Here is a 9,745-nt window from a genome sequence, read left to right as displayed (position 1 = left end):
AGCGGCCTTCATGTAGCTATTGACGGTATCAGGTGTATAACCGCTCGCTGCGGCGATCTCGTCCGTCGTCTTGCCGAGGCTTGCAAATCTTAGGCACCTGATCTCGCCCTCGATCAGTTTCAGGGCCTGTGCGGAGAACTTGTCCATGATAGGTCGGGTCAGCACACGGTGCGTGATCTCGGCGATTTCGCTCAGAAACTCGATTTCGGCCCCCGAGAAAGGCGACGTACGAGAGAACGTGACGGCGCCGAACACCACGTCGCCGCGTCGAATCGGGAAGAGCGTACGATTGAGCACACCGAAGGTCCTGGCAAGGTATTGGAGCCTTTGAGGAGGAGGTGTTTTGGCATAGACTTCCTCCTCAACGATAACCTTTGCAGCCGACATCGATGCCATCACGAACGGATCGGATTTCAGGAGATCATCCCCGTAATAGGCGTCGAGAAAGGCTGGCGGCACGTCGGTGTCGATCGAGTGTCCGCTCCCGAACCGGTAGCCATCGAGGTCAAGGCCTGACACTGCGAAGAAATCAAACGAGACGGCTCCGCGCAGCCTCTCAATAAATGGATGCGAAACAACCTGGCGACGGGTGGGCAGCGATCTTAAATCGGGAGCCTCATCTAAAGGATTGCTGAGAGCAAAGGCGCGGGAAAATGGCAAGCTTAAATCTCCAACCAAGTTCAGACATCAGGTTCTGTGGGCTAAATATTAAATATGTGTAAACTCGCAACTCCAAGCTTCATTCGGTTCAGCGTCTACGACTATACGCAGAGGCCGGGGTGACTCATCCGCAGGCAGAAAATCAACGCGCAGCCGCTGATCTGAATCGTGTACGCTCTTTGAATGTGAAGAAGGTCTCCATTCAGCGCGAGTTCGATCAGGCCAAGAGCACCGCAAGTATTATCGCAGCAAACCTAAATCGGTCCGAGGCGGAGCGCGAAACCCGCGTCAGGCACTTCTATCGACAGAGGTTCACACCAGACAGTTCGACGCCGATTCTCACGATAAATCTTTGTAATTCCTAACATTGGCAGGGTCATTTTATAATTCTGAATTACACCCGAACTAACGCTCTTGAAGGGACTCGAACCCATGATGCCTCGCTCAGAGGGGGACGGCTGGACCATGGCCGGCCGCCTCTGAGCAAGGCGACCGCGACTGAACCGAAAAAACTTTGAGCTCTTGTCGAGAACGGATCGCCTCGTACGTCTATTTCAGGTGAGGGCGTGGAAAACCGTTATGCGGCCCCGCTGATTTCCGACAACAAGCAGAGATGGCCAACTGGCGGCCGCTTCGCGAGACGGTCGGAATAGATCCAAGGAGCGAGCACATGGACATGAGCGAATTGAGACCCACAAAGGAACTGGCCGCAAAACGTGTGAGCAAGTTCACGAACGAAACCCCGGAATACGCCGAGGCAAGGACGGCCCTGCTGGCGGAGGAAATCGAAGTCCGGCGACATCTCACGAGGCTTGCGGAGCAGCGCCGGCGCCTGCCTCCAGGTCCCGTCGTTGAGAAGAACTATCGCTTCAAGGACGAGAACGGCGACGAGGTCGGTCTCGCGGACATGTTCGGTCACCACGATACACTAGTGACGTACTTCTGGATGTTCGGCCCGCAGCGCGAACGGCCCTGCCCCATGTGCACGAACTTTCTTGGCGGAGCGAACGGCAACGGCGCCGACATCAAGCAACGGGTTGCCTTCAAAATCATCGGTCGCAGCCCGGTGGCACGGCAACGCGCCTTCGCCATCGAACGCGGCTGGCGCGACCTGGACTTCGTCCAGACCGTCGGCGACGACTACGCCCGTGACCTAGGGCTGCTGAATGACAACGGATCTGAAAATCCAGGATTCACCGTCTACCAGAAGGATGGGAAAGATATCCGCGTCTTCTACAATGGCGAAATGCCGACGGAAGCGGCGGACCCTGGCCAGGATCCAAGGGGCGCAGTCGATATCGCACCACTCTGGAACATTCTTGACATGACACCTGACGGGCGCGGCGCGGACTGGTACCCGAAGCTCAATTACTGAGCACGATCATTGTAGTCGTTGGTCTCATGCTATGACTCAGAAGTCAGATGGAGCGACAGCGGCACCACCTTCTCATTTCAACCGCGGCGAGGTGGATGTCGCTCCAGCATGCGAGGCTCCGTAAGGCCGGATGTGGAGATCCGACCCGATCTCGTGTACCCGAGCCCACGGCGTCCGAGTCACGATTGCGCTCGTAGGTGTGGCAGACGATGTTGTCCGCGTTAAAATACCAATCATAGTCAAGTGTGCCGTCTTCTTCCTACGCGGCAGATGCGAGCTGCTCATGAACAATTGCTTTAAACTCCCGCAGTTTGCCCGGGAAAATTTCAACCTCCAGCCTCCAGAATGTCTCGTCCGGGCGGGCGGCCAACGCAACGTTCGAGGCCCTGCTTCGCATCTCAGTGAAACTCGCGATCCGGCCTTTCGGGTTTATGAGATAGGTAATCGGGATGCCGTATAGCGGCAACGGCGCTTCAGCGGATCCCCATGCTTGCGTGGGTGATACACTCGATCGATCAGAACGCGAAGATGCCTGATCCCCAGCTTCTGAACAAATTCAGCGACCCGGGCACCGTCCGAGAGGTCGACGCAAATGGCAACGACGTTCGCGTTACCGCCCTTTGCCGCGAAAAACCGTCCAGTGCCCTTAGCTCCGGGACGGCAGGCGACGCACCAGGTGGCCCATAGATTGAGAAGCGTTACCCGTCCCGGCTCTGGGCGAAAATCAGAAGGAGCTTCGCTTCCTCTCCATTGACGGTCGAGAAAAGTTGTAATGAATCGTTGCCGCCGGCTTCCCTGGCAAACTTCGTTCGCAACATTCCCCCGCAGGGCAATATTCAGAAATATCAGGACGTATTGTGTTCATATGACCCGGCTAGCCTCGGCATCAGTCAATCGTAACGAAGGCACTGATCATGAGGCAACGATACATCGTCGCGACTTTGCTGATAACCGCTGTCGGCGGCGTAGCCGCTTCCGCGCTCGCCCTCCGCGATGTTTTAACCACAGATCAGCCTGCAAAGCTTGAGGATGCCAAACGATCCCTCGTTCCCGGCCCTCATGCGTTCCGTTGATCGCAACAGGGGTTCGATCAGGGAAAAAACCCGCTGCTTAGTCGATCCAGACTATTTCCTCTCCGCCTCCAATCGATCGAGATCCCCCCGGACGCCTCGTCGATTGGAAGGAGTAGCCCCTCTGGGGCTGAACGGGTCCGGGAGTGCCCCGCCCGGCGTTCCCGGACCTTCCGCGCGCTAATCCCGCCCTTCCGCCGGGAAACACCGACTGTCTCCCGAAACGTTCCGCCACCACCCCCCCCCCCCCCCACGATCTGCAAAAGCCAGCGCAAAAGACGAATGGATCAGGAAAAAAACGTGTCGACATGTTCGTGCTCAAGCAGACGCTTGCCAAATATAGCCATGGCCGCCGCGATTGCCGGTATGCTGACAGGCTGCGTCGTCGGCCCCGATTACCGGACATCCGCCCTCACAATGCCGCCTCACTGGGGCAGCAAGGCTCCGACGAGTCCGTCGAAGGCGCCGCAATTGTCTAAATGGTGGAAGCAGCTCAAGGATCCGATACTCGATGTGCTGATCGAGGAGGCGATAGCCTGCAACCTGGACGTGGCAACGGCCAAGGCAAAAATCCGTGAAGCGCGCGCCACGTACCGTGAACAGAAAGGCGCATTGCTGCCGAGCGTCGAAGGAACCGGTTCGGGGACGCGAACACGTACGTCGGCCGCATCGAGCGGCACAACCGACGCCACCTTCTCCACGCTCTATGACGGCGGCTTCGACGCCAGTTGGGAGCTCGATCTCTTCGGCGGCAACAAGCGCGCCACCGAGGCGGCGAAATATGGTGTCGATGCCGCCGACGAGCAGCTACGCGACACCATGCTGACATTGATCGGCGACGTCGCGTCCTATTATGTGCAAGCGCGCGAATACCAGGCGCTGCGCGATCTCGCCAAGCGCAGTGCGGTATCACAACGCAAGAGCGCAGCCCTGACTCATACGGAGTATCTCGCAGGTAGTGCTACCGCCGTGGATACGGCCAAGGCCGATGCTCTCGCCAGCAGCACCGAGTCGGATATTCCGACCTACGAAATCTCCTATATGCAAGCGGTGCACCGTCTGAGCGTACTACTAGGCAAGCCACCAGCCACGCTCGAGGAAAGGCTCAAGTCCAGCGGGCCGATTCCAAGTCCCAGGATGAATGTCTCAACCGGCATTCCCGCCGATATCCTGACGGCGCGACCGGACGTTCGTCTCGCGGAGAGGCAACTTGCGCAATACACGGCGAAGATCGGCCAGGCCGAAGCCAATCGCTATCCATCCATCTCACTGACGGGCGACATTTCTTCGTCAGCCGCGAGCGTCGGCGATCTAGCGAAGAAATCCTCCATCGGATGGACGTTCGGCCCGTCACTGACGGTGCCGATCTTCCAGGGCGGCCAGCTCAAAGCCGCAGTCGATGTCGCCAAGGCGCAGCGGGATCAATATTTCATCGCCTACCAGTCGGCCGTGCTGTCAGCCATGGAGGATGTCGAGAATGCGGTCGTATCTCTGACCCAGGAGCGGCTGAAATACGCCAAGCTCATTTCGTCCAGCAACTCCTATAGCAACGCATCGGATCTAGCGCGCACGCTGAACCAGGCCGGCGTCTCGAGTTTTCTCGATGTGCTCGATGCCGAACGTTCGCTCTATAGCGCCGAGGAGTCCGTCATTCAAAGCAGAGCTTCGATCGCCACCGATTATATTTCCCTCAACAAGGCGCTCGGTGGAGGCTGGGACGGGCAGATCGACGCCTCGAAGCCAGCCGTGGTCGACACCAATACCGGCCCACATCTAGCGATGACCAAGTAGTCTCATGTTGAACGCCATGGATCAGAATGCACCGACGACCGTCAGTCCGAAACGCACCAAGGACGCAGCACCTGCCGAGCCTCGGCCACGCAGAAGCATCCGACGACGGCACCTTTTGTTTGTCGCTCTCCTCGCGCTCGCCGCAGTCGGCTTCATTTCTTTCCGCTATGGCTATTTCGATCGGCAGACATCATCCGCCATCACGGCGCCGGTGACGCGCGGAAATGTAGAGCAAGCCGTGCTCGCTTCAGGCACATTCAAGCCGGTGAATCTGGTTGCCGTCGGCGCGCAGGTCTCCGGGCGGATCACGGCACTTCACGTCAAGCTCGGCGATACGGTGAAGAAGGATGCGCTGGTCGCCGAAATCGACTCGACCACGCAAAGCAACGATCTGAAAACCGCGCAGGCCTCCCTCGCAAACGTCGAGGCACAACGTCAGGAAAGCGAGGCCGATCTTGCGAATGCACAACTCACGCTCATCCGCCAGCAGACGGTCTTCCGTAGTCAGGCAGGCTCCAAAGCCGACCTCGACAGCGCAGAAGCGAGCGTCAAGAAGATCACCGCGCAGATCGCGGCTCTCGATGCGCAGATCACCTCGGCCGAAGTCGCCGTGGAGACGGCGCGTGCCAATCTTTCTTACACGCGCATCACGGCACCGATGGACGGCACCGTGCTTGCCATCGTCAACCAGCAGGGCCAGACGGTCAATGCGGCGCAATCGGCGCCGACCATCGTCATTCTGGGGCAGCTCGATACGATGATCGTCCGCACCGAAATATCGGAGGCCGATGTCGTCAAGGTCAAGGTCGGCCAGCCGATCTACTTCACCATTCTCGGGGATACTGGCACGCGCCATGACGCCACGCTGCAATCGATCGAACCCGCGCCGGAATCGATCACCAGCGACAGCAGCGTGTCGTCTTCGACCACGACGTCATCCTCCAGCAGCGGCACGACGGCGTCGTCCTCATCGTCGGCGATCTACTATAACGGCATTTTCGCCGTGCCCAATCGCGACAATTATTTCCGCACCTACATGTCTGCCGAAGTTCACATCGTGCTCGGCGAAGTCAAGAACGTGCTCACCATCCCCTCCTCCGCATTGGGTGCCAAGTCGGCCGACGGTTCCTACGTCGTTCAGACGCTGGGCGATGATGGCAAGCCGAGCCCGTGCAAGGTCACCGTCGGCCTCAATAACAATGTCTCCGCAGAGATCCTCTCCGGTCTGTCGGAGGGTGAGAATGTCGTTATCGGCGAAGCGAGTACCACGACGACGAAGAGCAGCAGCAACGGCGGCCCGCCCCCGCCCATAGGATTGTGAACCGTGTCCTCCCCCATCATCGAATTGCTGGATGTAGGCCGCGAGTACCAGTCGGGTGATCGCACGATCGCGGTGTTACAGGATGTCGATCTGTCGATCGCGGAAGGTGAGATGGTCGCCATCGTCGGGCCTTCCGGCTCCGGCAAATCGACCCTGATGAACATCATCGGCTTGCTGGATCGGCCGACCCGCGGCAGCTATGCGATTGCTGGCGTGCAGACGCATAGTCTCGACAGCGATGCCCTGTCGCAGTTACGGCGAGAACATTTCGGTTTCATCTTTCAGCGCTATCATCTGCTTTCGGAGTTGACGGCAATCGGCAACATCGAGGTGCCGGCGATCTATGCCGGCCAGCCGGGTGAGATGAGACGTGACCGTGCCATTGCGCTGCTTGAACGCCTCGAGATGGGTGAACGTGGCAGTCATCGCCCGGGACAGCTCTCCGGCGGCCAGCAGCAGCGCGTCTCGATCGCGCGTGCTTTAATGAACAATGGCAATGTCATTCTTGCCGACGAGCCGACAGGCGCACTCGACCGGCGGAGCGGTGAGGAGGTGCTGCGTATTCTCGGCGAGCTGCATGCCGAAGGACACACGGTCGTCATCGTCACTCACGACATGAATGTCGCTTCGCGCACCGACCGCATCATAGAAATCTCCGACGGCCGCATCGTCGCCGACCGACGGACGCGAAACGAAACGTCAGAACCGCAAGCCTCCCTTGCCGAGGCCCCCGTCAGCAAGTCGGGCTGGGGCGAAATGACAGGGCGGCTACTGGAAGCGTTCTGGATGGCGATGCTTGCACTGCAAGCACATCGGCTGCGTACCCTCCTGACTATGCTGGGAATCATTATCGGCATTGCGTCCGTCGTCAGCGTCATAGCGCTCGGCGAGGGATCGCAGCGAAAGGTTCTGGCGAACATCAACAGCCTCGGCACGAACACGCTGGAGATCTTTCCCGGCAAGAGCTTCGGCGATACGCGGTCCGGACGCATAAAAACTTTGGTGGTTGCTGATGCCGATGCGCTGGCGAAGCTCACCTATGTCGCCGCCGTCACGCCGACCGTCTCCACTAGCGACACCGTACGCTTCGGTGCGACGGAGGCAAATGCTTTGATCAACGGCGTCGGCGACGCGTATTTTTCGGTGAAAGGATCAAAACTGGCTTCAGGCCGGCTGTTTGATTCCGACGACGTCGGAGGAATGACGCAGGATGCGGTGATCGATCAGAACACAGTGACGGCGCTGTTTGCGGACAAAGGCCTCAATCCGATCGGGCAGACGATCTTCGTTGGCAAAGTCCCGGTGCGCATTATCGGTGTCATTGCCGCACAGCAGGGTGGCTTCGGCTCCAGCGACAATCTTTCGATCTACCTTCCCTACACCAGCGTTCAGGCCCGCTTCCTGGGCGACATCTCGTTGCGCAGCGTCACCGTGCGAGTTACAGACGACGCCGACAGTTCGACGGCGGAGACGGCAGTGACGCAATTTCTGGAACGCCGCCACGGCACCAGGGATTTCTTCATCCTCAACACCGACGATATCCGTCAGACGATCACGAGCACCATTCGGACGATGACCCTCCTCATCTCATCCATCGCCGTCATCTCGCTGTTGGTCGGCGGCATCGGAGTCATGAACATCATGCTCGTCTCGGTATCCGAACGCGTTGCCGAAATCGGCGTGCGCATGGCAGTCGGTGCAACACGCCAGGACATTCTGCAGCAATTTCTCATTGAGGCCGTACTGGTTTGTCTGCTCGGCGGGGCTTTGGGCATTGCAACGGCACTTGGCTTCGGTGCCACGTTCAATTATTTCGGATCCAATTTTACTTTGGTCTATTCGGCGAGTTCAATCATCCTCGCCTTCACTTGCTCCTGCGCCATCGGCCTCACTTTCGGCTACCTGCCGGCGCGCAATGCTTCACTCCTCGATCCTGTGGCGGCACTCTCAAGAGACTGACTATCCTGGATATCATCACGGTGGCGTTGCCGGATTAAATGCAAAAGACATTGAGTGACGCCACCAACTTCCCTCATTGGACGCACTTGTTCATTGAGAAACATGATGTTGATATTGCGTGAAGGCAATAATGATGGAATTGAATTTTGCTCCGGCCCCTCAATCAGAGGACGCTGACGATTTAGCCAGGGAATGCCAGCGTCGCTTGCAGCCCATCATCAAAGAAGTCGTCCGGACCGCTGTCGTAGCTGGATGGAGCGAAAGCGATGTTCTTCTGGCGATGGCCGACCTCGCCTGGGACCTCTATGAAAGGTGCCGAAGCGATTCCGGTAGCCATTGATAGAGGAGCGACGAGAACGGTTGGGTAAGCAGCGCCTAACTCCCGCGCAGATCGCGGCCGCTGCTTCAAAGTTCCAGACATCAGCAGAGTATCGCCAACTTGTCGAGACCACCTCGGGACGGTGAAGTTTGGGTCCGCCCTCTATTGTAAGACCGTAGGTCCGTCTCCGTGAGCGAGATAGCTCGCCCTACACCGGTCTTCCGAGGGTTGCTCGGAAAGGCCGAGCCGCCCGCCTGGTTGCTCTCACCTATTGCTATACTCTTGACTTGGACTAAGTCATGGACCATTTATTGGATGATAAGGAACAGGGGGAGAGTAAAGGAGCATGCGCTATGCGCATATCTGTCAGTGAGGCGAAAGGGCAACTCACCGACCTGGTGAGGCGAGCGGAAGCCGGAGACGAAGTCGTCTTGACTCGCCGAGGCCATGAGATCGTGCGTCTGGTCGCTGTCGCACCCGCCCCCGGCCTTAAGGAACGGCGCGCCTTGATGGAGAAAGTAAGGGCGTCGGCGGCAACCAAAGTGCTTCAGGGACCGGCAGCCGCACGCAGTCAGGACTTTCTCTATGACGATGATGGGATGCCGGCATGATTGCCGTCGATACATCGGCTATCATGGCGATTGTATTCGACGAGCCACAAAGCGAAGCTTGCATGACGGCAATTGAAGAGGCCGATGGACTGTTGATTTCAGCCGGCACCGTCGCCGAAGCCTTAATCGTCGCCTCACGGCGTAATGTAGGCGAAGAAGTTAGCACGCTGATTTCAGGCCTCGGCTTCGAGATCGTGTCTGTGACAGTGGCCTCCGCTCGCCGGGTCGCCGATGCCTATAGCCGATGGGGTAAGGGCGTTCATCCAGCCGCACTGAACTATGGTGATTGCTTTTCATATGAAGTCGCCAAAGAGCATGACTGTCCGTTGCTTTATGTTGGCGAGGATTTCGTGCAGACTGACGTGCGATCAGCTCTTTAGCACCATATCGACGAAACCGGACTAAACTGATGGGTTAGATGCTCCGTCGGTTGAATGGTTCAGTGGGACCACCTCTATCGCCTAACCTCGATAGAACGACTGATTGGGTCGGTGCATCACCGTTCCTATATTGATCTGACGGGACTATCTCCTGATGTTCACGATGACTTCAGGTTCTTAACGCGTCTAGCTCCCGCGGGCATATCGTGCAGGCGGCATGCCTGCGTATCGAGCAAAGGCGACGCTGAAAGTACTTGCT

7 protein-coding genes are annotated in these 9,745 nt (G+C 58.1%); 6 read left to right on the top strand and 1 reads right to left on the bottom strand.

Annotation, left to right across the window (positions count from 1 at the left end):
* The coding region (locus ACYJRZ_RS31685) for a helix-turn-helix transcriptional regulator (RefSeq protein ID WP_459465465.1) at positions 1 to 660 on the bottom strand (660 nt) is incomplete at its 3' end.
* Between the two features lie 670 nt (positions 661 to 1,330).
* Between ACYJRZ_RS31685 and ACYJRZ_RS31680 the strand changes: the two genes are divergently transcribed.
* The 6 genes from ACYJRZ_RS31680 to ACYJRZ_RS31655 all read left to right on the top strand — a co-directional run bounded on the left by ACYJRZ_RS31680 (position 1,331) and on the right by ACYJRZ_RS31655 (position 9,486).
* Positions 1,331 to 2,035 carry a DUF899 family protein gene (locus ACYJRZ_RS31680; protein ID WP_459465463.1) on the top strand — a complete coding sequence of 235 codons (705 nt, stop codon included), beginning with the start codon at positions 1,331 to 1,333 and terminating at the stop codon, positions 2,033 to 2,035.
* 1,415 nt (positions 2,036 to 3,450) lie between these two features.
* A complete protein-coding gene (locus ACYJRZ_RS31675) occupies positions 3,451 to 4,896 on the top strand; it encodes an efflux transporter outer membrane subunit (RefSeq protein WP_459465467.1) in 1,446 nt (481 codons plus the stop codon).
* A gap of 16 nt (positions 4,897 to 4,912) precedes the next feature.
* On the top strand, positions 4,913 to 6,217 hold the full coding sequence (locus tag ACYJRZ_RS31670; RefSeq protein ID WP_459465461.1) for an efflux RND transporter periplasmic adaptor subunit: 1,305 nt from the start codon (positions 4,913 to 4,915) through the stop codon (positions 6,215 to 6,217).
* A 3-nt stretch (positions 6,218 to 6,220) separates the two neighbouring features.
* Entirely contained in the window at positions 6,221 to 8,176 is a 1,956-nt protein-coding gene (locus ACYJRZ_RS31665) for a MacB family efflux pump subunit (protein WP_459465459.1), read from the top strand.
* Positions 8,177 to 8,848: 672 nt separating this feature from the next.
* On the top strand, positions 8,849 to 9,106 hold the full coding sequence (locus ACYJRZ_RS31660; RefSeq protein WP_459465457.1) for a type II toxin-antitoxin system Phd/YefM family antitoxin: 258 nt from the start codon (positions 8,849 to 8,851) through the stop codon (positions 9,104 to 9,106).
* Positions 9,103 to 9,486 carry a type II toxin-antitoxin system VapC family toxin gene (locus ACYJRZ_RS31655; protein ID WP_459465455.1) on the top strand — a complete coding sequence of 128 codons (384 nt, stop codon included), beginning with the start codon at positions 9,103 to 9,105 and terminating at the stop codon, positions 9,484 to 9,486. The genes ACYJRZ_RS31660 and ACYJRZ_RS31655 overlap by 4 nt, the downstream gene beginning before the upstream one ends.
* Positions 9,487 to 9,745 lie beyond the last annotated feature (259 nt).

This window comes from Rhizobium sp. No.120 (assembly GCF_054558365.1).
Note: the sequence above shows the minus strand (reverse complement) of the source record. Positions and strands in the feature narration are given on the sequence as shown.

Excerpts from the sequence above, each read along its gene's own strand:
- ACYJRZ_RS31680 (WP_459465463.1), top strand. The coding sequence starts at position 1,331 with ATGGACATGAGCGAATTGAGACCCACAAAGGAACTGGCCGCAAAACGT.
- ACYJRZ_RS31675 (WP_459465467.1), top strand. The coding sequence starts at position 3,451 with ATGGCCGCCGCGATTGCCGGTATGCTGACAGGCTGCGTCGTCGGCCCC.
- ACYJRZ_RS31670 (WP_459465461.1), top strand. The coding sequence starts at position 4,913 with ATGGATCAGAATGCACCGACGACCGTCAGTCCGAAACGCACCAAGGAC.
- ACYJRZ_RS31660 (WP_459465457.1), top strand. The coding sequence starts at position 8,849 with ATGCGCATATCTGTCAGTGAGGCGAAAGGGCAACTCACCGACCTGGTG.
- ACYJRZ_RS31655 (WP_459465455.1), top strand. The coding sequence starts at position 9,103 with ATGATTGCCGTCGATACATCGGCTATCATGGCGATTGTATTCGACGAG.